Origin of the sequence: Kordia sp. (genome assembly GCF_022447245.1) — a bacterium.
Taxonomy (GTDB): domain Bacteria; phylum Bacteroidota; class Bacteroidia; order Flavobacteriales; family Flavobacteriaceae; genus Kordia.
Genome location: NZ_JAKVBC010000054.1, coordinates 1 through 24,275, shown reverse-complemented (window position 1 = coordinate 24,275; position 24,275 = coordinate 1). Strand labels below are relative to the sequence as shown.

At 33.7% G+C, this 24,275-nt stretch carries 19 protein-coding genes and 1 tRNA gene; 7 read left to right on the top strand and 13 right to left on the bottom strand.

Annotated elements, in window-relative coordinates; genetic code table 11:
- The first annotated feature begins 228 nt into the window (after positions 1–228).
- Together MK119_RS22880 and MK119_RS22875 are read left to right on the top strand one after the other, a co-directional pair.
- Positions 229–768 carry a C40 family peptidase gene (locus MK119_RS22880; RefSeq protein WP_290683802.1) on the top strand — a complete coding sequence of 180 codons (540 nt, stop codon included), beginning with the start codon at positions 229–231 and terminating at the stop codon, positions 766–768.
- 247 nt (positions 769–1,015) lie between these two features.
- The gene (locus MK119_RS22875) at positions 1,016–1,411 is read left to right on the top strand and encodes a hypothetical protein (RefSeq protein WP_290683801.1); all 396 of its coding nucleotides are present in this window, start codon (positions 1,016–1,018) and stop codon (positions 1,409–1,411) included.
- On the opposite strand, the gene MK119_RS22870 is transcribed toward MK119_RS22875, so the two are convergent.
- Positions 1,398–1,730, bottom strand: coding sequence for a T9SS type A sorting domain-containing protein (locus MK119_RS22870; RefSeq protein ID WP_290683799.1), 333 nt, complete (start codon positions 1,728–1,730; stop codon positions 1,398–1,400). The two genes, MK119_RS22875 and MK119_RS22870, sit on opposite strands and share 14 nt — an antisense overlap.
- Before the next feature lie 392 nt (positions 1,731–2,122).
- Between MK119_RS22870 and MK119_RS22865 the strand changes: the two genes are divergently transcribed.
- Positions 2,123–4,156: a ComEC/Rec2 family competence protein gene (locus tag MK119_RS22865; RefSeq protein WP_290683797.1), complete on the top strand. Its 2,034-nt coding sequence runs from the start codon at positions 2,123–2,125 to the stop codon at positions 4,154–4,156.
- Positions 4,157–4,331: 175 nt separating this feature from the next.
- Here the strand turns inward: MK119_RS22865 and MK119_RS22860 are convergent, their stop codons facing one another.
- The 4 genes from MK119_RS22860 to MK119_RS22845 all read right to left on the bottom strand — a co-directional run bounded on the left by MK119_RS22860 (position 4,332) and on the right by MK119_RS22845 (position 11,389).
- Positions 4,332–4,880, bottom strand: a complete 549-nt coding sequence (locus tag MK119_RS22860) for a thioredoxin fold domain-containing protein (protein ID WP_290683795.1) — start codon at positions 4,878–4,880, stop codon at positions 4,332–4,334.
- Between the two features lie 178 nt (positions 4,881–5,058).
- On the bottom strand, positions 5,059–7,266 hold the full coding sequence (locus MK119_RS22855) for a peptide MFS transporter (protein WP_290683793.1): 2,208 nt from the start codon (positions 7,264–7,266) through the stop codon (positions 5,059–5,061).
- Between the two features lie 60 nt (positions 7,267–7,326).
- Positions 7,327–9,177, bottom strand: a complete 1,851-nt coding sequence (locus MK119_RS22850) for a peptide MFS transporter (RefSeq protein WP_366512862.1) — start codon at positions 9,175–9,177, stop codon at positions 7,327–7,329.
- A 43-nt stretch (positions 9,178–9,220) separates the two neighbouring features.
- Positions 9,221–11,389, bottom strand: a complete 2,169-nt coding sequence (locus MK119_RS22845) for a S9 family peptidase (RefSeq protein ID WP_290683791.1) — start codon at positions 11,387–11,389, stop codon at positions 9,221–9,223.
- 304 nt (positions 11,390–11,693) lie between these two features.
- Here MK119_RS22845 and MK119_RS22840 point away from each other — a divergent pair, with 304 nt between their 5' ends.
- Together MK119_RS22840 and MK119_RS22835 are read left to right on the top strand one after the other, a co-directional pair.
- Positions 11,694–13,019, top strand: a complete 1,326-nt coding sequence (locus MK119_RS22840) for a hydroxymethylglutaryl-CoA reductase, degradative (RefSeq protein ID WP_290683789.1) — start codon at positions 11,694–11,696, stop codon at positions 13,017–13,019.
- Positions 13,019–13,948 carry a GYDIA family GHMP kinase gene (locus MK119_RS22835; protein ID WP_290683787.1) on the top strand — a complete coding sequence of 310 codons (930 nt, stop codon included), beginning with the start codon at positions 13,019–13,021 and terminating at the stop codon, positions 13,946–13,948. The genes MK119_RS22840 and MK119_RS22835 overlap by 1 nt, the downstream gene beginning before the upstream one ends.
- A gap of 82 nt (positions 13,949–14,030) precedes the next feature.
- Here MK119_RS22835 and MK119_RS22830 read toward each other — a convergent pair whose 3' ends face one another.
- The 7 genes from MK119_RS22830 to MK119_RS22800 form a co-directional block, all read right to left on the bottom strand.
- Positions 14,031–16,148 carry a peptidylprolyl isomerase gene (locus MK119_RS22830; protein ID WP_290683785.1) on the bottom strand — a complete coding sequence of 706 codons (2,118 nt, stop codon included), beginning with the start codon at positions 16,146–16,148 and terminating at the stop codon, positions 14,031–14,033.
- A gap of 96 nt (positions 16,149–16,244) precedes the next feature.
- Positions 16,245–17,522, bottom strand: a complete 1,278-nt coding sequence (locus MK119_RS22825) for a hemolysin family protein (RefSeq protein WP_290683783.1) — start codon at positions 17,520–17,522, stop codon at positions 16,245–16,247.
- Positions 17,523–17,717 (bottom strand): hypothetical protein, encoded by a 195-nt coding sequence (locus tag MK119_RS22820; protein ID WP_290683781.1) that lies wholly within the window; start codon positions 17,715–17,717, stop codon positions 17,523–17,525. It lies immediately after the preceding gene.
- Positions 17,718–17,748: 31 nt separating this feature from the next.
- On the bottom strand, positions 17,749–18,321 hold the full coding sequence (gene lptC, locus MK119_RS22815; RefSeq protein WP_290683779.1) for an LPS export ABC transporter periplasmic protein LptC: 573 nt from the start codon (positions 18,319–18,321) through the stop codon (positions 17,749–17,751).
- A gap of 1 nt (position 18,322) precedes the next feature.
- On the bottom strand, positions 18,323–19,696 hold the full coding sequence (locus tag MK119_RS22810; RefSeq protein WP_290683777.1) for a hypothetical protein: 1,374 nt from the start codon (positions 19,694–19,696) through the stop codon (positions 18,323–18,325).
- A gap of 18 nt (positions 19,697–19,714) precedes the next feature.
- Positions 19,715–21,028, bottom strand: a complete 1,314-nt coding sequence (locus MK119_RS22805; protein ID WP_290683775.1) for a hypothetical protein — start codon at positions 21,026–21,028, stop codon at positions 19,715–19,717.
- Positions 21,021–21,758, bottom strand: a complete 738-nt coding sequence (locus tag MK119_RS22800) for a type III pantothenate kinase (protein ID WP_290683773.1) — start codon at positions 21,756–21,758, stop codon at positions 21,021–21,023. Before MK119_RS22800 ends, MK119_RS22805 begins: the two co-directional genes overlap by 8 nt.
- Positions 21,759–21,857: 99 nt before the next feature.
- Here MK119_RS22800 and MK119_RS22795 point away from each other — a divergent pair.
- Both MK119_RS22795 and MK119_RS22790 read left to right on the top strand, forming a co-directional pair.
- Positions 21,858–21,930, top strand: a tRNA-Phe gene (locus MK119_RS22795).
- Positions 21,931–22,033: 103 nt separating this feature from the next.
- Positions 22,034–23,242 (top strand): site-specific integrase, encoded by a 1,209-nt coding sequence (locus tag MK119_RS22790; RefSeq protein ID WP_290683771.1) that lies wholly within the window; start codon positions 22,034–22,036, stop codon positions 23,240–23,242.
- Between the two features lie 295 nt (positions 23,243–23,537).
- On the opposite strand, the gene MK119_RS22785 is transcribed toward MK119_RS22790, so the two are convergent.
- Positions 23,538–24,275: hypothetical protein (locus tag MK119_RS22785; RefSeq protein ID WP_290683769.1), on the bottom strand; the 738-nt coding region annotated here is incomplete at its 5' end.

Sequence of the window (24,275 nt, the reverse complement as noted above, 5' to 3'; positions counted from 1 at the left end):
TTTTTAGATTGAGCTATTGCTGATTCTAATATAATCATCGATATAGTTAATGTAAATAATAACTTCATTTATTTATAATTTTCCTAAATCTAACATTCATTCTAATGAGCTAAAAGTATGAATTAGCAACACAGCAATATCAATGAGTGAAGTATCTCTAATTTTTTAAACTACTTCCATAATTCTAAATAATTCAGATTTTATTACTTTAGCAAAAAAGCTCCTTATATGATTCGTAAACTACTATTACTTTCCCTTGCTGTTTTTGTGGTGTCATGTGGTTCTTCCAGCAAAATTTCTTCTTCAAGAACAAAATCTAAATCGACAAGAGTTGTAAATAAAACTACCAAAACAAGAACATCCACTAAAACGAAAAGTACTTTTACAAAAGCGTCTGCCATAGTTAAAACGGCGATGGCATATAAAGGAACGCGTTATAAGTTTGGAGGTACTACCCGTAAAGGAATGGATTGTTCTGGCTTAACGTATGTGGCTTTTGGAGAACACGCAGTGAAGTTGCCAAGAGTTTCGTATCAACAAGCTACGAAAGGAAAACGTATTAAATTGAACTCCGTAAAAAAAGGAGATTTATTGTTTTTCCAGACGAATAAGAATAGAAAACGCATCAATCATGTAGGTTTGGTGATTTCTCATAAAAGAGGTATTATTAAGTTTATTCACGCCACAAGTTCTAAAGGTGTATTGATTTCCTCTTTGGATGAACGTTATTGGAAGAATGCATTTACGGAAGCGAGAAGAGTTCTCTAGATTGTTAGAAACTACAATTTTCATGTACTTCTTTAAATAATGTATCATCATTTTACAACTTTACCATACTAAAAATAGGCTTCGTTAAGTTATATATTCAATATACCAATTGGATGCAAAACTAATGATGAAAAGATATTGTTTATTATTGTTGCTACTTTTTAGTTGCAATTTTTACACAAAGAAGGAAATCCTCTTATCAGAAATTAATTTAGAGACAATTTTTGAAAACTTCGAATGACCAGAGGTGTTTGAGTGGCATCCTCAGATAGAAGAAGCACTTCAATTGTTTATTGATATTTTAAAACGTGATTTCAATAAAAAATATACAGAGATTGTGTTGTGTAATTTTAGCCATTCAGGAGAAACGGTTTCTCATAATTCCTTCGCCATCTTTCATAATCCAGCGGGCGATATGACCGTTTTATCTTTTGGAATGGACTGGAATATCATTCGAAAAAAAATAACCATCCCTTCTGTTTCTACTGAAAAAATTATATCTAAATTATCTAATGATGGAAATTTAACCAAAATGACCGTTTTGAGTATCACCAAAGAAGACTCGCAATGCTATTTTTTAAGAAATTTCAATTACGATGATTACAAAAGTCTACAAGATTTAAGTTTTTTTAGTTCACTATAATTTTCGTAGTAATTTGCCTAGTGTTTGAGCTTAATTTTAAGAAATATATTCCGCTTGTCAGGTTAGAAATATCTAACTCCAAATGCTTACCTTCTAGCGTTTCACTCATTGTTTGTTTTCCACGGATATTTAGCAATTCCACAGTTATAGTATCACTTTGTTTCAATTCTACATATAAAACATGCGATACTGGATTTGGATATATTTTTAGTTGCGTTTCTAATTGTTCATTTACGGATAGTAGTTCAACGAATTCCGTTTCAAAGGTATTGGTAATTACCAAAGCATTGAATTCAAAATCAATCCTTATTTGAGTCACTTAATGTAAGGCATTTGCCCATTAAAAGTCCATTGATTAGATAGAGGATATTGTGTAAGAATATTAAAATAACAGTTTCGTCTTTACATATGGCTATATCAATAGCCTATCTACACTAGGAAAACATAAAGTAGTAAATACAACAAATGTTTTAATAGCTTAGCCTGTATTTTTTCTTAAAATAGGTTGATTCTACTGATGAAATTAGGTTTTTTATGTACAGTTTTTCACATTCATATTCATTCATCGTTTTTTGGCTTATGACTTTAGATTTCATCTTTGATTTACATTTTAACAACGCTCACAAAAAAATTATGACGCTTACAAACTTATTTGAGACTTGAACGCCTTTTTTGCCTACTTTGAATTCGTTCTTAAAAGATTTATTAGCAATGAAGTGGCTCAATTTTACCATTACAAAACTGACATTCTCCATAATTTTGGGGATTCTGATCGCATATTATAATGAGATTTCTTGGGTCACAAGTTGTCTTATTTTTTGCGGATTGTTTTTGACTTCTTTTGTTTTCTTTTGGATTGCTCGGAAGCAGTTTATACAAACTGTTTATTTTGGCATTGTGGCTTTATTGACGACAATTAGCCTAGGAATGGTGATTGAAAATTTTCACGAAGAAAAAAATCATGCTTCACATTATAGCCATATAGATACTATTGAAAGTACAGAGTTTCGCATTCATGAAGTTTTAAAATCTAATTCTTATTATCATAAATATATCGGCGAGGTTTTACGTGCGAATGATGCTGCTGCTTCTGGAAAAATCTTAGTGCATATTCGCAAAGATAGTTTAACGAAAACGTTCCCTGTAGACACTGTTTTGTATACAAAACAATCTTTATCAACAGTTACATCTGCTTTGAATCCGACATCTTTTGATTATAAAGCATATTTGAATGATCGGTATGTGTATATGCAGTTGTATTTGAAAACAGGAGAGTTTATACATGGTACAAACCCTCCAAAAACAGTATATGGTTATGCTGCGAGACTTCGAAATACGATTCATAATCGTTTGGTAGCAGCGAATTTTCAAACTGATGAACTCGCGGTGATTGAAGCACTTTTGCTAGGTCAACGACAACACATTTCTAAAGAATTACATAACAATTACGCGAATGCGGGCGCAATTCATATCCTCGCTATTTCAGGATTACATGTTGGAATTTTAATGTTAATTATACAATTTGTATTGCGTCCGTTGCAGCGTTTTAGATATGGAAAATCGTTGAAAGTAGTATTGATGCTAGCAATTTTGTGGAGTTTTGCTTTTGTCTCGGGTTTGTCTGCTTCGGTAGTGCGTGCGGTTACTATGTTTACGGCAATTGTTGTAGCTACGTATTTTCGAAGACAGGCCAATACTTTACAAGTACTAACCGTTTCGATGTTTTTCTTATTGCTTTGTAAACCGCATTTTTTGTTTGATGTAGGCTTTCAATTGAGTTATGCTGCCGTATTTTCAATTGTTTGCTTACAACCTTTGTGGAAGAAACTTTGGAATCCGACATCATTTTTAGGAAGCTCATTTTGGGGATTGCTCACCGTAAGTTTATCTGCTCAGTTAGGCGTTTTGCCATTGAGTTTGTATTACTTTCATCAGTTTCCAGGATTATTTTTTGTAGCAAATTTGACCATTATTCCTGTGTTAGGAATTATTTTAACGTTGGGTATGTTAGTAATAGTACTTGCCTATTTTCAGTTACTACCTGAATTTTTAAGCATATGCTTTAATGATATTATTCTGCTAATGAATGGATTTGTTTCTTGGATTGCCTCACATGAACAATTTGTATTGACAAATATTCCTATGCGCTTTTTACAAATGATTGGTTGTTATATAGTTTTAATTGCTTTTGCTCAATATATTCATCTCCCAAAAAGAAAGAACTTGCAATTCGCTTTACTTAGCATATTACTTTGTCAAGGATGTTGGTTTTTAGATCGTTTTCAAGAGTTTCCGACCAAAAACACATTCGCTATTTTTCATCAAAATAAAGCAACAATTCTAGCCAAACAACAAGGTACTAACGTACAATTATTTCACAACTTGAATGATTCTGCGGCAGCGAAAAATTACAACATCCAATTCCAAAAACAGAAAGATTTTATAGACCGTGTTACACAAGATTCTTTGCAAAATGTTTATGCTATAAATGATTCATATTTATTACGAATTGACAGTTTAGGTATATATCAAATTCCGAATTTGAAACCCAAATACATTTTATTAAGCAATTCACCCAAAATAAATTTTGACAGACTTATACAAACATTACAACCAGAGAATATTATTGCAGATGGGAGCAATTACAAAAGTTATATAAAACGTTGGAAAAAGGCTTCCGAAAAACAAAAAATCCCTTTTCACTATACTGGTAAAAAAGGATTCTTTTCTATTTCTTTTTTTTGATAAAACTAATATTGAAGTGATTTAAACTTTTTCTTACGACTGTAAATTGATCTTATTTCGCCCTGATTTTGACTTTTTTTCGGAACGTAGCTAAGGCTATGTTACTTAAAAAAGGCTTCATCAGACCAAAAAACCTCCAATTTTCGTTACAAAACAAAAAGTTTAAATCACTTCATTAGCTTTTAAACTCGCTTACAAATTCTTTTTGGTATTTTTCCCAATCTTCTTTTGTGGTAACTTCTTTATATTTATCTGTTTTGAAAAGTTTCAAATAGATTTCAATTTGTTTTGGTAATAAGTATCCAGAAACTGGTGTAATCAGATTAAATTCTTCATCAAAAAATACCATTGTTGGATATGCTCGTACACTTAGGTATCTCGCAAATTGATGCTGTGCGTTTCTACGTTTCTTTTTTGCTGGATCGTAATCAGGATTTGTATAGGTATTCCCTTGAAAAGTTACATTTGAATCTCCTTCAGCATTAAACTTAATTGCATAATAATTTTTATTGATATAGTTGGCTACATCAGGATTTTGAAAGGTATTTTTATCTAACATTTTACATGGTCCACACCATACGGTATATACGTCCATAATTACTTTTCGCGGTTCCTTTTTCATCAATTCTTGTGCTTCTTCAATGGAAACCCAATTGATTTTTTGCGCATTTACAGTACTAATACTCACTAGAAGTACACTGAAAACTAATATAATTCTTTTCATTTCGTTGTTTTATATGATGTATGTTACAAACTCTATGCCTAGTTTACATAATAGCATTATCGATACTCAATGATGCATACCATAATTGTTTCTGCAAGTTACAATTTGCGGTTGAGATATTAAAAAAAAGCGTTCCCAAAAGAGAACGCTTTTTTTTAATTTTTATGATTTTTTAGCGTTATTTAACGCCGTGCATTAATTTTTTCACAAATGGTGTCGTTACCCAGGCTAATAGGCTTAAAATAACGGCAACTCCCGTAAGATACCAGAAAAATGTACTTACACCTTGTGTTTTTGCAATTCCTTGCGACATTTCTCCAAAAATACCTGCCATCTTCATTCCAATTGCCACCGCAATATACCACAAACCAAACATCATGGCAATCATCCTTCCAGGGACTAACTTACTTACATACGATAGTGCTACTGGCGACACACAGAGTTCTCCCATCGTATGGAAAAGATAGACAAATACCAGGATAAACATACTTGTACTTGCTGATTCCTGTCCTGGCGCAATTCCTGCTGAACCAATAGCTACCACTAACATTCCTAAGCCTAGCAATGCCATTCCAATCGCATATTTTCCATTGGCCGTTGGATTGTATTTGCTTTCCCACCATCTTGAGAATAATGGTGCTAATGCAATGATAAAGAGTGAGTTTAGAATGTTGAACCAGGTAGCACCAATTTCAACAGCACTTTCTTTGGCTTGCACCATCGCTGTGGCTTTCTTTTTATCCTGATTGTCGTATTTTAAACTGTGCGTAATCAATAATTGTTTCGCATCACCAACTTTGAGTTCTTTCATTTCTCCTGAAAGCTTCACTTCTTTTGTAATGGTTTTTCCTGATGCATTCGTAAAAGCAAACATTCCAAACGTATTTTTGATGCCTGCTCCTATCTTATCTCGCTCAAAAAGCTCTGTGATTTTTGCCGTAAAGATTTCTCCCTGCTCTTTGTCTTTTTCATTGAATAGATAGTTATTCTTAATTGTATTTTTTGCATTTTCTTCTGCATCTGCATCGTAGATTGAAACTGTTTCGTTATCCAAAATAGGCATTTGCTCTCCTTCTTTGAACTCTACATAGGTCACTATTTTATCTGTTTTGGTATTGCCATTATTGTCCACATATGCTACTACGTATGAAGCTGATTTGTAGTCATTGTACACTTTCATTACAGCCAATCCCCAAATAATAACAAAACTAAATCCAAGAATGATGTTTGCCAGTGCATATTTTTTGAATGTCTTTTGGAACAATCGAACTAATACATAGGTAATGATTGCCAAAGGAATAATGGTAATCAATGCATCTACAATTTTGAAAATATCTCCAGAAACACCTTCTAACACACGCTGCGTATAATCTCTTGCATATAAGTTCAACGAACCTGGTGCTTGTTCAAATAGTGCCCAGAAAAACATCGTGATAAACGCAAAGAATACAATCGCTAACATTCGATCTCTAACTACTGGGATGTATTTTGGAATTCGTATGGCAAGTAATGCTATGAATAAAATCAATGCCAAAATAATTATGAAGTTATTTCCGTCTAATCCAAAAAGTTCAAAGTTGTAAATATTGTACTCACCTTCCGTAATTTTTGAAATCGGTTCGTTTAAAATCCACGTTAACCCAAGAACAACACACAATACAATGATTACTTGTTGTACTACTGTAAATGGATTTTTTGGTCCTCCATTTGCTTCTGAGTATGCATTTGCACTTTCTATATTTTCCTTTTTTGGCTTTAAACCAATGTCACCAAAGATGTTTCGTGAAAACCAGAATTGTAAGAGTCCGAATAGCATGAAGATTCCTGCAACTCCAAAGCCGTAACTCCAGCCAATTTTTTCACCTAAGTATCCACAGATCATGATTCCGAAGAAAGCTCCTGCATTTACACCCATGTAGAAAATGGTGTACGCTCCATCTTTTTTCTCTGGACGATCTTTGTACATTTCGGAAATAATTGAAGTCATATTTGGCTTAAAGAAACCACTTCCAAATACTAATAATGTCAATCCCAGATAAATGAAAAATGGTGTTTCTAGCGCCATTGCTCCGTGTCCGAGTGTCATTAGTAAAGCTCCAATAACAACTGCCCAGCGGAATCCTATGACTTTATCTGCAAAATATCCTCCAACCATAGTGGATAGATATACTAACGATGCATAAGTTCCAAAAATGGCTAAGGCATGCTCTTTAGGCCATCCCCAACCTGCATCTAATATGGAAGCTGTAAAGAAAAACACGAGCAATACGCGCATTCCATAATAGGAGAAACGCTCCCACATTTCCGTGAAAAATAATACAAACAATCCCGCAGGATGTCCCATTACTTTGGTGTCAAAAAAGTTTTCTGTAGATGATGTACTCATGGTGTAATTTTTTAATTGAACAAGATTGTATTAGTCCTGACCGTCAGCCAGCTCGAAACCTTATGCTTCTTCATTGAACGTTCCTTCGTTGTCTTCGGCTCCGTGTGTCAACTTCTTCAATTTCTTCAAGAAGATGATTAATAACAATCCAAATGCTACCGTAAAGATTACCAGGAATGAGAAAATTTTATATTCCTGTTCGTTTTGTGCTTCTTCCACTACAAAGGAAACGCCGTAGTCTTTTCCATCACCTTTATTTTCGACAATTTGCGCTTTGTCCTTATCTTTTTCAAAAGCTAACTTCGCATGGTATGGATTTTCTTTGGTTGCTCCATTTTCCTTTAAATATGCTTTTAAGCTTGCTAGTTCTTCTTCTTTACCGCTCTTTGCTGTTGCAATTTCTTCTTCTTTCTTTCCTTCTGTTTCTACTTTCGTGAGATCGAATAAACTGCTAATATCACTTCCTTTTTCGTGTTCAGTAAATACTACATTATCTCCATCCAAGTAGACTTTTGATTTGATAGAGAAGTTTTTATCTTCATCAATTGGATAGGCATTTACTGTGACAATTTTCTTTTCTCCATTAACTAGTTCTTTTACTTCGATATCATCTTTTTTCGTGTAATTGTAGATTTCTTCTACTGATGCTGTCATGCTTCCACTATATGATTCAAGCTGTGCCGCTTCTCCGATGCTTCCCGCTAATTTATTTCCAAAACCTGTAGCTGCAAAGTAAATTCCCATCATGATCGATGCATATTTTACAGGCGCTAATTTGGTAATGAATGATAATGACACTGGCGATGTACATAACTCTCCAATCGTATGGAATAAGTATGCTAAGAAGATCCAGTACATAGCTGCTTTTCCAAATGCTTCAGCACTTGCTTCTTGAGATGCAAACATCATAAACACATATCCTAATCCCATGATAATGGTTCCAATTGCCATTTTGAAAAGCGATGAAGATTCTCTACCTTTTCGCTTCCACCACATCCAGAAACCGCCAATAACAGTTCCGAAGATGATTATGTATCCTGCATTTAATGATTGGAATACTGCGGCTGGAATTTCTTCTAACCATGATAAGCCAATCACTCTATCTACTTTGGCATCTGTATATAAATTCATGAGTCCTCCAGCTTGCTCAAAAGCTCCCCAGAAAACCACGACAATTAAGAAAGAGATCAATAATACAATTACTCTATCTTTCTCAACTTTGGTTAACGGCTTTTTCATCACTTCGGCATCTACTCCAGAACCTTCCGAACCAATAAAGTTTCCAACATGTTTTAAATGTTTTTGGCCGTAAATAAATACTGCCTGCCCAATTAACATTCCGATTCCTGCCAATCCAAAACCGTAATGCCATCCGTATTTGTAAGCGACCAACCCTACGATAATACTCGATAAGAATGCTCCAATATTAATTCCTATGTAGAAAATAGTAAATCCACTATCACGGCGAATGTCTCCTTCTTTGTACAATCCACCAACCATGGTAGAAATATTTGGTTTTAATCCTCCAACACCTAATATGATTAACAGCAAGCCTGTAAAGAATGCCCATTCAGTTGGAATAGCTAGTACTAAGTGTCCTGCACAAAGTAAAAATCCTCCGAGCATAACAGTTTTCTTTTGCCCAAGAAATTTATCAGCGATGTATCCTCCAGGAATCGATGCTACGTATACTAACATCGTGTACCAACCATAGAGCCAAATTGCATCTCCATTGCTCCAGCCCAATCCAGGATCTACAGCAGTAGCAGAAGTTGCTACGTATAATACTAATAAAGCTCTCATTCCATAGTATGAAAAACGTTCCCATAATTCTGTAAAAAATAAAACGTATAGTCCAATTGGGTGACCAAAGATTTCCTTTTCCTTGGCGTGTGTTACAGTGTTTGTCATTATAATTAAGTTTGGATTAGTGTAATTCTAAATTGGTTCGATGTTATTTTAATAAGGTGTCTTCAACGAATTTTGTCATTTTCGTATATAGGTGTAAGCGTGTATAACCGCCATATATTCCATGGTTTTTGTCTGGATAAATCATCCAATCAAATTGCTTGTTTGCATTGATTAATGCGTCAATCATACGCATGGTATTCTGTACATGCACATTGTCATCGCCAGTTCCGTGGATTAATAAATAGTCACCTTTTAGCTTTTCCACATGGTTTATTGGTGAGTTATCATCGTATCCGCTCGCATTTTCTTGCGGTGTTTGCATGTAACGCTCTGTATAGATACTATCGTAAAAACGCCAGCTCGTTACTGGAGCTACTGCAATTGCCATACTAAATACATCATTTCCTTTTAAAATACAGTTACTCGACATAAATCCTCCGTAACTCCATCCCCAAATTCCGATACGATCTTTATCTACATACGAACGTTTTCCTAGTTCAATTGCTGCATCTATCTGATCTTCAACTTCATATTTCCCAAGCTCTTTGTAGGTAACTTTTTTGAAATCGGCTCCTTTAAATCCTGTTCCGCGTCCATCAACACATACAATAACCATTCCTTTTTGTGCTAACATTTGATACCAATAGTCATTTGAACTATTCCACTTGTTTGCAACTTGCTGCGAACCAGGCCCTGAATACTGATACATGAGTACAGGGTACTTTTTAGAAGCATCAAAATTTGCTGGCTTTATCATCCAAGCATTTAATTCATGTCCTTTTGCTGTTGTTAAGGTAAAGAATTCCTTCTCAGACATTTTATAATTAGCTAGCTTGTTTTTAACGCTTTCGTTGTTTTTGATTTCTTTTTCTAGCTTGCCATTTTTTGCTAAGTGTAGTGAATATTCTGGTGGTGTAGTTGCGCTAGAAAATGTATTGATATAGTATGTGAAGTTTGTGCTGAATTTGGCTGCGTTTGTTCCATTTTTCGTAGAAAGTCTTTTCTTTTTCTTTCCATTTATTTTGATGGAATACACATCTCTATTGATAGAACCATTTTCTACAGATTGATAAAACACACGATCTGATTTTTCATCATATCCATAATATTTTGTCACTTCCCATGGTCCTTTGGTTACTTGATTGATGAATGACCCGTCTTTTGTGTAGTGATAAATATGATTGAATCCATCTTTTTCGCTCGTCCAAATAAAGCTATTGTCTTTTAAAAACGTTAAGTTGTCTGTAATATCAACATATGCTTTGTCCTTTTCTTTTAACACAATTTTAGCCTGATTGTTAGCTGCATTGTACATAATCAAATCCAATTCATTTTGATGTCTGTTGATGACTTGTACACTCAATACTGTAGGATCGTTTGTCCATTTGATTCTTGGAATATAAAAATCAGTGTAGTTTCCTAAGTTGATCTTTGATGTTTTCTTAGTATTTAAATTGTATAAGTGTAATGAAACGTCAGCATTTTTTTCTCCTGCTTTTGGATATTTAAACACATGTTGTTGCGGATATAGCTTGCTTCCGTACACATCCATAGAAAACTCTGGAACATCAGTTTCGTCAAAACGAATGAAGGCAATATGATCACTTGCAGCATTCCATTGAAAAGCACGTACAAAGCTAAATTCTTCTTCATATACCCAATCCGTAACTCCATTGATGATTTTATTTTTCACACCATCTGTGGTAATTTGTGTTGAAGCACCAGACATTAAATCTTTTACATAAATGTTGTTTTCATATACATACGCAACTTTTTTCCCATCAGGAGAAAAAGTAGGTTCTTGTATTTTGTGGTCTGATATTTTTGTAGTCTTTTTTGATGCGATGTCATATATGTAGTAAATCCCTAATCGCGATCTTCTAAATACAGGCTCTACTTTTGTGGCTAAAATAAGTTTACTTTCATCGTCACTAAAACTATAGGAAGAAAATGAAGATACTTCTGAAAGGTCACTTGCTTTTACAATTGTCTCTACTTTTTGAAGTGTTTTGTAGTCATATTTGTCAACGGAACCTAATCGTCTGTTTAAAACGGTGTACTGCTTTCCATTATTCATAGAATGTAAAACATCCATTCCGCGAGTTCCGAATGCACCTGTCCATATTTCTTGTAACGTAATTTCTTTTTGCTGTGCTATGGTAAGATTAGCAAATCCAAGAAGGAGAAAAAGAAAAACATATTTTATTTTCATTCGTGCTATTTTTTTTGAAATAAGCTCACTAAAAAGCTTATTATTTTGAGTAATTTTCAATTATAAAGCCGACAATATACAAATATCAAGCAAGTACCACAAAAATCAAACCTTAAATTATATCGTGTAAAAAAGGATTTTTTTATCGCTATTTTTACATGAAGTTTATATGAATTTTGCTTCCTTTTGAACTTTAAAGCATATTTTGAACTAAAAATGGTGATTTCTGTATATTTTTTAATGCTTTTTGATCTGATTTGTTACTATTTCATTATGTATCTTTGCATTTATTAAACCCTATTTTATGATTGCTCCTGTTGCTGGATTCTCAAAACTTTCCAAAAACGAAAAGATAGCATGGCTTGCAAATACTTATTTTCACGATAGTGAAGCAGTAATTGCCATGTTAAAAAACTACTGGAATTCAGATGAAAAACTACAAAAACTTCACGATGAGTTTATTGAAAATACGATTACGAATTTTTATCTCCCATTAGGAATTGCTCCGAATTTCCTGATTAATGATACAATGCATGCTATTCCGATGACCATTGAGGAAAGTTCAGTAGTAGCTGCTGCTAGCAAAGCTGCTAAATTTTGGTTAGATCGTGGTGGATTTAAAGCAACTGTATTGAGCACTGAAAAAGTAGGGCAAGTACATTTTATGTATTATGGAGCTATTGAAAAACTAGAAGCGTATTTTAATAGCATAAAACCTGAATTATTTATTGCTACCAAACATATTACACAAAATATGGAGAAACGTGGTGGTGGAATTTCAGCTATTGAATTGCGTGATAAAACTGATGAACTTAACGGATATTTTCAATTACACTGCACCTTTGAAACGGTAGATTCTATGGGTGCAAATTTCATCAACTCGTGTTTGGAACAGTTTGCGAAGACTTTTGAAGCTGGAGCTGCTACTTTTGAAGCATTTTCTGAGGAAGAAAGAGAGATTCAAATAGTCATGAGTATTTTGTCAAACTATGTCCCTAATTGCATCGTTAAGGCAGAAGTTAGTTGTCCAATTGAAGAATTAGTAGAAAGTGAGTCGGTTGATGCGAATGAGTTTGCAGAAAAGTTTCTACGCGCTATTCAAATTGCAAAAATAGAACCGTATCGCGCCGTGACCCACAACAAAGGTATCATGAATGGTATTGATGCTGTTGTATTAGCCACAGGAAACGATTTTAGAGCTATTGAAGCAGGAATTCATGCGTATGCAGCCAAAGATGGTCGTTATACAAGTTTGACAGATGCAGAAGTTGTGGATGGTATTTTTAAATTTTGGATTGAAATTCCATTGTCTTTAGGAACTGTTGGCGGGTTAACTTCGTTACATCCTTTAGTCAAATTAGCACTAGAAATGTTAGGAAAACCTAATGCTAAAGAGTTAATGCAAATTGTAGCTGTTGCCGGATTGGCTCAAAACTTTGCAGCCGTACGTTCTTTGGTTACAACAGGAATTCAAAAAGGACACATGAAAATGCATTTGATCAATATTTTGAATCAACTGGAAGCTACGGAAGCTGAAAAAGCACATTTTGTCAATTATTTTAAAGATAAAACTGTTACGCACAGTGCTGTTGTAACTGCATTTACTGCGTATAAATCACAGCATGCCTAATGGAGTTTTATAGTAATGGAAAATTATTAATCTCTGGTGAATATGTTGTGCTCGATGGCGCAAAAGCTTTAGCGATTCCTACAAAATATGGGCAAAATTTAACTGTTTCCACTATAGAATTACCGAGCCCAAAAGAAACACCCAAATTGGTTTGGAAAAGTTATGACTCTAACGATTTAATATGGTATCAACATGCTTTTGATTTAGCATCTTTTAACGCATTTAACTCCTATGGAGACTCTACAAGTCAGACACTTTATAATTTATTGTCGGAAGCCAAGCGTTTAAACCCTAGTTTTTTATCGGGAGAAACTAGTTTTGAAGTACAAACAACCTTGGGTTTTCCACAAAACTGGGGATTGGGTTCTTCATCTACTTTGATCCATAATATTGCACTTTGGGCAAATGTGAATCCATATACGTTGCTTTGGAATGCTTTTAAAGGTAGTGGGTATGATATTGCTTGTGCAAAACACAATTCTCCAATTATCTATGAAGCACAGCAACAGCAGCCCAAAGTAAGTGAGATAAATTTTTCACCTTCTTTTAGCGATCAGCTTTACTTTGTTCATTTGAACAAAAAACAAAACAGCAGAAATGCTATCACCAACTATAATGAGCGAAAAGGCGCTATTACGAATGAAATAAAAGTAATCAATGCCATTACCCTAGAAATGGTAAAAACAACTTCTTTTATTGATTTTGAATTGCTTTTAAAAGAACACGAACAATTGATTGCTGAAATTATTCAGGAAACTCCTGTACAACAACGTCTATTCTCTGATTATTTTGGACAAACCAAGAGTTTAGGAGCTTGGGGCGGCGATTTTATATTGGCTACAGGAAACCAAGATACAACAGCTTATTTTGAAGCAAAAGGATACACCACAGTAATCCCTTTTGATGAGATGGTACTTTCTAAAAAATAAAGTAAGTGACTCAAAATCAACGCAAAAAAAAACCTGTGAAGAAAATTTCACAGGTTTTTTTAGTTTGTATCTAAACTGAAGTCTAGTAGAAATATCCTCTATTATCTTCAATTTCAGCAGAACTTTTTAAAGCATCAAATACTGAACTTGTTGCTTTAGCAGCTCTTTGATTTCTTAATGTATTTGTTTCTGTAAGGTATGTATCTTTTGCTGGCGCAGCTTCTTTCTTCACAACTTGAATGATGTATACTCCAGATTTCCCTGCAATTAATTTTGAAGTCTCTCCTTCGTTTAATGCAAAAGCAGCTCCTACTACTTTTGGCTCTTCTCCTGCTCCCGGAATAATTGGAGACATCATTGATAATGACGTTGCTTGCTGCTCACTTCTTCCCGCAGCAGATGCTAATTCTGTTAAGGTTTTTGAAGATGCATAATCAGCTTTTATCTTTTCAGCTTTTTTCTGACTTCTAAGTATTGGCAATACTCTTGAAGAAGCTTCAGGAATTGAAGAAAGTCCTGCTGGGTTTTTAGCAGTTAATTGCACTACTAAAAATCCACCTCCAACATTAGCTCTATAAATGTCACCTACATTGGTATCATCTTTAAATGCCCAACGAACTACTTCACGCTGGTCTGTGCTAATACCAGAAATTGTTGGATTTAATACTTTGATTTTATTTACTGGCTTCACTTCGTAATTTTTCTCTTTAGCGATATCTACAAAGTTACTTTTTGCCTTGTTTACATCAGATTCAAAAGTTGAAGCGACTGTAAATAAGTTTGTCAACGTTTCTTCTGTAACTTCTACTTCTTTATTGATCGTTGCAAATTTTACAACTTTTTGATCATTTTTCTGATCTTCAATTTCGATAATATGGAATCCGAAAGGAGATTCTACCACATCAATATCTCCTACTTCTTTTTCAAATACAAAATCTCTGTAAGATGGCGTAAGGTTTCTACCAGATATAGTATTGAACCAATCTAAATCTCCACCTTTTTCAGCAGAAACTTTGTCAGATGATAAGTCTTTCGCTAAATCAGCAAATTTAGACTTGTTTCTTTTTACAACAGCAAAAACGCTATCCGCAAGTTTTTTTGCGTCTTCTTTTGTTCTTGTAACTTCTGGTAATGCTCTTTGAGAACCTTTGTAATTGATTAAGATATGTCTGGTTTTTGTAGAATCTGGCAATTGCGCTGTTTCAATCAATCTAGAGATTTTGTATTTATTACCAACTTTGTATGGTCCGTATACATCTCCAACATTCATTGCAATCATATCGTCAGCAACATCTTTTGGCAATTGACTCTTGTATGTAAACGTTTCTGGCTCGTTTGTCTCAGTATTTTCATTTGCATAAGCAGAACCATCTTCTGCAGCAGCAAATGCTGTTTTTAAGTCTGCAACTTCTTTCTTCGCTAATTCTTCATCAGATTTTGAAGGAGTTTCTGGGAAATATACATATTGAATATCTCTAGACTCGTCTACTTTGAATGTAGATTTGTGTTTATCGATGTAGTTTTGAACATCGCTATTTCTGATCTCTACTAAAGAATCAGCAATTGATGTATAAGGAACTTGTACATACTTGAAAGTTACTTTATCATTTTCTGCACGGTATGCAAGCTCTCCTTCTTTCACAGTTACAATAGAACCTGCTTTTACTAAGTTATTGTATAAAGCTTTCTTTGCTTCTGTAATTGTATATTTTTCAGTTTGAAGCCAGTTTAAATATGCATCCATATTTTCTGGAGTGAGATTCTTAGTCGCTTCTAAGTTGTCAATATATTCTTTCAATTTTGCTTCAACGAATGTTCCTGACTCGTCTTGAAATTGTTGACTGCTTGTAATATTTGGACTTGAAACCAAAAGACTCCAGAGTTCATCTTTTTCAATCGTAATTCCTAATTCATCTAATTGTTGTGTAACTAAAACATTGTTTACTTCTTGATCCCAAAGGCTATTTACAATTTGCATTGTAGATTGTCTTCCACCATAAATAGTTCTAATACGCTCTACTTGGCTTTGGAATTGTTGAGAAGGAATTGCTTCTCCATTGATAGTTCCTATTTCTGTTAATCGTTTCTCTCCTCCGCCATTGTTGTTGAACACGTCAGATATTACGAAAGCAAAAAGCGCCAATCCAATGATTAGGATTAGTACTAATGTACGTTGTCTAATTTTTGCAAGAATTGCCATTTATCTTCAATTTTATGAAATTCAGTGGGCGAAAATACAATTTCCTACTAAATAATAAAAGAAGATCCGCGTATTAATTCGTTAATTTTAGGGATTTTAATCCTCAGAGAGAATTTGTAGTTGAATCGTGTCAATTTTAGTGTTCGAAACTTCCACGATGGTAAACTTTAAATTATTGATAATGATGACTTCATCTTGCTGTGGAATTTCTTCGGTTTCGCTTACAATTAAGCCACCTAAAGTTTCATAATTTTCATTTTCTGGCAGATTGAGTTTATAGGTCTCGTTGATATAATCAACTTCCAAACGTGCAGAAAACATGTATTCGTATTCACCTAAACGCTTTTCTAGTAATTCAGTATTATCGTGCTCATCTTCTATTTCTCCAAATAATTCTTCCACGATATCTTCCACCGTAACAATTCCAGATGTTCCGCCATATTCATCTAAAACGACTGCGATACTTTTGCGTTTTTTTGTCAATACATTCAACACGTCATTTGCCAACATTGCCTCTGGCACAAATACGACAGGCAATACAATACTTCGGATCGTTTTTGGCTTTTTGAAAAGTTCAAAAGAGTGTACATATCCAATAATATCGTCAATGGTATTTTTATAGACCAATATTTTAGAATAGCCAGTTTCAGAGAATAGCTTTGCCAAATTTTGCGTAGTTTCTCGCAATTCAATAGCAACGATTTCCGTTCGTGGAATCATTACTTCTCTAGTTTTTACAGCAGAAAATTCTAATGCATTTTGAAATATTTGAATTTCGGAGTCTACATCTTCATCGTTATGGCCTGCTTCCATTTGCTCTGATATATAATCCCCGAGTTCCACTTTACTAAATTCGAGTTGCACTTCATCTCCTTCTGTTTTGAAGAATTTTTTTAGGACTACATTCGAAATCCACATGACAAATTCAGAAATCAACCAAAATAATTGATAGAAGAAATATGCTGGTATTGCTAAAAACTTAAGTAAGTTGTTTGCATATACTTGAAAGAATACTTTTGGTAAAAACTCTGCCGTCACCAAAATAACCAATGTAGATACAATGGTTTGAAACAATAGTTCGTATTCAACTGTAATAAATTGATTAAGCCAAGGAGTTTCATGTACCCATTGCGTAATCAAATCACCCATAAAAAACCCATAGATTACCAATGCAATGTTGTTTCCAACCAGCATCGTTGCAATGAATTTAGAAGGTTTTTGTGTGAGTCGTCTCAAAACTTTTGCAAGAATACCATCTTGCTTTTTTTCCAATTCGATATGGATTTTGTTCGCGGAGACGTACGCGATTTCCATACCAGAAAAGAACGCAGAAAACAGTAATGCCGTTATGATAATGAGCAACTGTATCTCCATCTATTGATCTTTTTCGCGATCTCTAAACTTTTTCTCATAATGATTTCTAAAGAAAAACATGAATAGCGACACTACCGCAAATGCAACAAACATATAATCAATTGTCTCATCATAATTCCATGTATCTACGATTTTATAAATAGACAATGCAGCTACAAAGAGGTATACATATTTTGTATAACTTAAGACTTTCACAGTGGGTTAGGTTTTATTTAGATTGTTAGTTTTATTTTTCACTTTCATCAATAGGTATGGTACTATCATAGATTTCATGCACATCAATAATACTTAAATTTCTATTGAAATCGATTCCATTCGTTCCTTGTAATAATACACCATATTCACTACTTATTTTGAATTCTCCTTCCGTAAATATCCATTCACGATCTTGATCCCAAAATAATTGTGGTGCTTCTAACACATCTCCTTCGTGTGTTGTTAAGACCACATTTCCTTGTAAATCTACTAATCTTGTGTCACTATACAAAATAGCGTAGTCAGAAGTTACAACACTTTTATTATTATTTTCATCAAAAAACTCTAACACAATTCCTTTTGGAAATTCCATGTACGGAAATTTTTGATTAGAAAAATCTCTGTTAAAAGGGCTTCGTAAGGTTGATTTTACTTTACCAGAATCGGTATATACTAAAAACATATTTTCGGCTTCACCGACAGGAAAACGTTTGTTATACGAAAGCTTTTGGATTTCGCTATAGTTATCCTGACATGAAAAAAGCATTGTCACGATAAATATCGTGACAATGCTTTGTAACATATGTTTTTTATGTAGTTTCATATTATAAGTTTGGAACTCTTACGCTTCCACCAATCCAGCAATTTAATGGAATTGCTTCTCCTCCTTTGTATCCTTTACTAAATACATCTGACTTACTCGGTGCAGATTGCATGTAAGAAGAAACTGTTCTGTTCGCAATACTTTTTAAAGATGGATCTACTTGCCCAGCTTTTCTGGCCATTTCAGCAGCTTTCCAGTATCCAGCTCTTTTTGTGAACTCGTCATTACCACACTGGTTTACACTTGATGCATATAACCTTGCAATACTTAAATATGCACTACCTAGTGATGGGTTGTTTTTCACAGCTTCTAAATAATACTTTCTAGCTTTTGATTTTTGGCCTCTTTTCTTTGCTTTTGCAGCTACTTTGTATAATAGTTTCGCTTTCTTGATAGGATCAGTTTCCATGCTAAGCGATTGTCTTAAGTACTCTTCAGCTTTTGCTGCATCACCTTTTCTTTCATAGATTCCAGACAGGTATCTTTTAGAGTTTGCTGATGGCTCTAATGCATCTACAGCTTCTACTAATTCTACGAATAATGGATCTTCATCGCACCCTTTAGCATCTAATCTTCCTGCAGCTCTTTTTAACCAAAGTGAGTTACTTCTGTTTGCGTCAAAGTTCTTTCTAAATAATGGAATTAATGTTTCACAAGTTGATACTTTTTCTACTAAAGATTCCATGTTTCCAGAGAAAATTGCAATCGCTCTAATGTTAGTATCTGCAATTTTTTCGTTTCTTTTTTCCTTTGAAGTTAATTCAGTTCCAGCATCTTTCTTTGCAATTAATTCATTTTTAGTTTTTGCCAATCTTTCGCTTTCAGATTCAAACTTCTCCGTTAACTCCTCAAACTTCTGGATCAAATCTTCTAATTGTACTCCTTGGTTTCCTGCTGTGTACATTCCATAATAAAGTTCAAAATACTGGTATAATGACTTAGGGTTTTTAAAGTTTTCTAAATCTTCTTTGAATGCTTGATCAAATACATCGTATTGACTTTTTACAGTTCCGATTTTATAGTCAACCATTGTTGTTCCTATTTTCCCAAGGATATCTCCTTTTTTCGTTTTTCCAGGAACATTTGCAATTCTTTCCTTATATAATTGAATCAATTCTTCAGCAGCAGTTTTTTTGTCTCCGCCTTTTTTGATTTTATTTTTGTAGATTCTTTCTCCGTACGCATACAATGCAGAACTAATTGTAGGACAGTCTTTTCTAAGTTCATTTAACTGGGTCTCTGCCTCTCCATAGTTTTTAGCCTTAGCGTTTTCAGCAAATAGAGACAACTTTGTCTTACAATCCTGAGCATTTAAAGTTGTGAAGCTCGTTACCGCAAACAACCCTGCAACCAATAATGTAATAGTCTTCTTCATTTCTTAAATTTTTATCGATTAATTGTACTTTCTTTTAACAAACCATTTATCATTTAGTGATAAACTTATGTGGAAGCTTATATAGTTTTCTTTTATTAAACCAGAATCCATTGTTCCTCTTCTTCCAAACTCAACTCCAAGGTTTATATTTGACAATGTTCTTCCCACTGGTAATCCTACTCCAAAAGACATGCCAAAATCATTTATTGCTTCATTACGCACCATGATTCCAGTGTCTTCATAACGAATACCAGCTCTATACGTTACTCTTTCCCAGTAACTTGTGAATGAATTGTATTTTGGAATATAAAATCCTCCTGCAGATATTTTTGAACCGTTATTGTAGTTTATATTTTCAATAGTCGTTAGCCCATTTCCAAAATCACTATTGTTTTGCAGTGTATATTCTGCACCGGCAAACCACTTATTTTTTTCACCAACTCCAGCGCCAAAAGCAAGTTTTGTAGGTAATGCTAAATCTGTTTTTGCTCTATTTCCTAAATCTACATTATCCACTTGTCCGGGACTTACAATTTCTCCACCCGTTCCTGTAATATTTAATGCAGATATCACACGCGTATTTCTTGAAGTTAAATCAGATTCTGGAGAAAGTGTAAATGAAGTTGTTAAAGAGAGTTTATCGTTCAACTTTGATTCATAATAAGCTCCAATATTGTAACTTAAACCGCTTAATTTTGATTCATCACGCGAACGTGTACCATAGTTTAAGGTTCTAAAGAACAAACCATCATCATTTAATTCTCCTAAGAATTCTGTGTTTTGATTTTCAATAGTTCCGAAATTATAATTTACCGTAGCACCGATAGATAGTCCTTTCGTTATTTTATATCCTAAAGAGACAAATGTTGAATTTAAACCACCTTCACCTTCATACTGTGCAAATTTATAAGGTGCAGAGGCAATCCCTGATTCTCCAACTCCTTCAAAGTTATATCCTACAGAAGAAAAAGGTACCAATCCAAAACCTAATCCCATTTTGCTTGAAAGAGGAAATGCTACTACAAGGTAGTCTAATGCAGTAGAAGAACCTTTATCTGTTCCTAAAGCACTTTCTAATCGCAACTGACTATAGCTTGCACCAAGTGTATATGTTGTGAATTTTAAGTTTCCGTACGCTGCTGGGTTTTGTAAATTGACATGAATACTATCTGAATAGATACTCATTCCTCCCATACTTCTATTTTCTGTTGTCCCTTTAAATTTTAAATCACCTATTCCAAGAAAAGAATACGGGGAAGCTGTTCCTTGCTGTGCAATACTACTTTGGCAGATAAACAACAAAATTAATAATCCTAAAAACTTTCTAATCATTATATCTATTATATTCTAAAACATTATTCAATCCTTGTAACAAGAATTTTGAATTCGCAAATATGGTATTTTTTAACCTTTTAGCCAAGAAATTAGCGTCGCCGCCTGTTAAAATAACTGTTAAATGTTCAAATTGTTCTTTATAGCGCTCAATTATTCCATCAATTTCGGTGATTACTCCTACAGTTACACCTGAATGAATTGATGTTTCGGTTGAGTCGCCAATGTAACTTTCTGGCATTTTGGGTTCTAATAATGGAAGGTTGGCAGTTAATAGATTGAGAGTTTTGTATCGAAGTTGTAGTCCGGGAGAAATTCCACCTCCTAAATATATTTCTTTGTCTGTTTTAAAATCGTAGGTAATACAGGTTCCTGCATCAATAACCAATACATTTTGTTTTGGGAACTGAGTAACAGCTGCCACAATTAATGCAATCCTATCGACACCTAAGGTTTCTGGTGTTGCATAGTTATTTTGAAACGGAACATTTGTTTTATGTGTGAGTTTGTGAACTTCTATGGGTAAAATTCTTAGAAATTGTTTGGTGGCTTCACTCAATTTTGTCACTGAAGAAGTGATCATTTTATCTATCTCTGTATACTCTTGTAAAATTTTTTCAATTTTTTTTCGAAATAGTTCTTTTTTGAAACTTTCATGCGACAACATTTTATCTTCTTGAAAAACAGCCACTTTTACGTATGTATTTCCAGCATCTACGATTAAATTCATCTTTATTTTTTAAACTTTGCTAATTTAAGAAACGTTTTTTTTTCAAAATAGTTTTGTCAAGTCTAAAAAACGCTTATATTTGCATCCGCATTTGCAGCTGGTGCCTTAGCTCAGTTGGTAGAGCAAAGGACTGAAAATCCTTGTGTCCCTGGTTCGATTCCTGGAGGCACCACACCAGAGAAAAGCCCTGTTTTTACAGGGCTTTTTTTAAAAAATAAAACTTCCTTTAGTGTCATAGTTTTTAAGAAAGTGTATTAAAAACCGTATTAGAAATTATGATTTACTTACCTCACAATTGCTCCTGTAGCGAGCTTAAAGTTAATCCTAAAAATTGGAAAACTACCATAAAAAAAAGTGACTTGAAAAAGAAATGGTATATACAATACTATTTTCGTGATCCTGTCTTTTCCAAAAAATATCCTTACGGCAAAGAAGTCAAAGTAAGAGGAATGAATAAGTATAAATCTTTAGAAGATCGTAGACAAGCAACAAAAGACCTTATAGAAAATGAAATTTACATGCTTAAAATTGAAGGCTTTAACCCAATTACAGGCGAATTTAAAGGCATGGAAAATTTTACAGATAACGAAGTAATAATAGATTCTGAAACTCTAATCTGTGAAGCTGTAGAAACAGCGTTTAATAATCTTGAAGGTGAAAAATCTACTTTATCCGGTGTTAAAACAGCAAAAAAATACTTTGTAATGTCTACTGTAGCTTTAAAGTTAGATATCCTTAAAATAAAAGATGTAAAAAAACTGCACATTAAACGAATATTAAATCATCAAGCTAAGGTAAATAAGTACTCTAATGACCGCTTTAATAAAATAAGGGCATATATGATGATGATTTTTAATGAAATTTTAGACTGCGAAGCTATCGAGTACAATCCTATCAATAAAATAGCTATCAAAAAAACAACAAAGAAAATTATAACGGTCATGACTGATGATGAAATAAAGAAAGTCAAGGAATACTTAAAACCTAATTTTTATAGTTTTTATAGGTACATGGAAATATTTTTTCATTCAGGATGCCGATCTACTGAACTCATGAACGTTCGAGCTTGTGATGTTAATATAAAAGATCAAACTTTTAAGGTTTTAATAAAAAAAGGCAAAAATCATAGAGAAGAATTACGAGCAATAAATATAAATGTCTTAGATTTTTGGATAGAATTAGTAACTAAAGCTAACAATGAAGATTATTTATTTTCTAATGATTTAGAACCTGGAATCAACCCTATTAGTGAAAGACAAATAACGATACGCTGGAGGCGACATGTAAAAAACAAATTAGGAATCAACGTCGATTTTTATAAGTTAAAGCATCTTCACACCACAAAAACAATCGATGCTTATTCAAAAAAAATTGCGGCGGCTGTTAACGGACATACTTCTAATAAAATGAATGAGAAACACTATGATGCTTTACATAAGAAAAGAATGCTAAATACCGCTAAGAATCTGAATATTAAACTGTAAACACAGAATTGAAGAAATAAACAACAGTTATTACAATAGTTATAAACAAATTTTCCTTGATTGGGATAATATCGAGCGTAGTCCGAAGAAACTTTTATTATCGCGTCAGAATAGATATATCCGCATTTATAGCATTGTTCCATTTTAATTTAATTAAACACAACGGTCTTGTGTATGGCTCGTTGCGGGAAATCCGCGAGGATTTTCCGCTGTAGAACGAAGATAGCAAATTGCAATAATTCCGATTAGGAATTCAGCCGCAATGAGCTATACACGTTGTTGCCAGTAGTATTTTTTACATTAATAGTGTTATCGCTTTATGTATCGAAGTACAATTTTTTTCATAGTCAAAGTCAATTAATGCTTTGCAAAGTGCTTGATAATGAGTGTAATTGTCTTCTTTTAAACTTTTTAAATGGATTAAATTATTCCTTAAGTTGTTTACTTCGGTAATATTTTGATAATCAGTATTATGGTCAGCGTAAAAGTCAATTCCTGTTAATTGAGGAACTATATGTCGAAGTTTAGTTTTAAAGTCTTTCCATTCAATTCTTTCTTTCGTCAGCGTTTCTCCATCAAGTTCCAATTCTATGTTTTCAGGAATTTTTTGATTAAATAGAGATTCCATTGCCATAATCATTTGGGTAATTCCTTGAAATGACTCCTTGTAAAAATCACAGAAAATGGCATATAATTCTTCGTGTCCTAATTCAGATTTTAAAATGTTATTTCTAATCTCAATGGCGGATTTTATGTGTTCAATTCCAGAGTTGTAATAGAGTATTACTGGGTTTGGTTCGGCAAATACTAAAGTTTTATCTTTTTTCTTACTTGGTGTTATGTTTGCCATAACAAAGTTTTCCTCTCCACGACCACTTGCTACTATAACTCCTTTCATTTTTGAAGCTTTGGCAACTACTTCCATTAACTTTTTTTCAAGGTCTGGAACTCCAGATTTTGTTAAGTCCAAATGTTTTTGGTTAACAACATTTATAGGTAAATCTGCCATTCTTGTTAACGGCTTGTTTTCTAT